Here is a 558-nt window from a genome sequence, read left to right as displayed (position 1 = left end):
AACACATAAAGCGCGCCACTGAACGGGTCGCTGCCCGCATCGCGCACCATAGACAGCAGGCTATCCGGGCCCTTCCGGAAGTCCACGGGCTGGCTGGCCAGATAAACCTTCACGCCAAACGGAATCATGTCGACCGCACCGCACGCAGGATCCGGCACAGGGCAGCTTCGCTGACGTCCGCCCCGACGCGGATCGTCACCTCGCCGACCACGATCTCAACAAAGGAGGTCCCCGTGACCGCCGCAACGCCTGCATCCTGCTTCTTCAGAAAGGCCTTGCGCCAGACAAACAACTGCGCCGGCGAAATCCCAAGGCGCCGCGCCTGCGCGGAAACGTTTACGCCCGGCTCCAGCGCCGCGGCGACGGCTTTTGCCTTGAATTCATCAGACCACCGGCGGCGCTCCGCAACCGGTGCCCCTTCGAAACGCCCGATCACGGCCTCGACCAACTGCAAGCTACCAGTCGCAGGCATAGGCGTAGAAATAGTCGTAGACATTTAACCTCAGCGTCAGACCAACGCCACCAGCCTATCTCGAACAAGCCTCGCCGCTAACCCAC

General features: G+C 62.7%; 2 protein-coding genes. Both read right to left on the bottom strand.

From position 1 onward, the window contains the following. The coding region (gene tnpB / locus VSX56_RS20770) for an IS66 family insertion sequence element accessory protein TnpB (protein ID WP_350939391.1) at window positions 1-128 on the bottom strand (128 nt) is incomplete at its 3' end. Beyond that, complete coding sequence (locus VSX56_RS20765) at window positions 125-454, bottom strand: transposase (protein WP_350939390.1); 330 nt, start codon at window positions 452-454, stop codon at window positions 125-127. The genes tnpB and VSX56_RS20765, both read right to left, overlap by 4 nt. Window positions 455-558: the final 104 nt, after the last annotated feature.

It is taken from the genome of Thioclava kandeliae (assembly GCF_040297545.1).
Taxonomy (GTDB): Bacteria; Pseudomonadota; Alphaproteobacteria; order Rhodobacterales; family Rhodobacteraceae; genus Thioclava; species Thioclava kandeliae.
The sequence above is the reverse complement of the archived record's forward strand: the minus strand, read 5'-3'. Positions and strand labels throughout refer to the sequence as shown.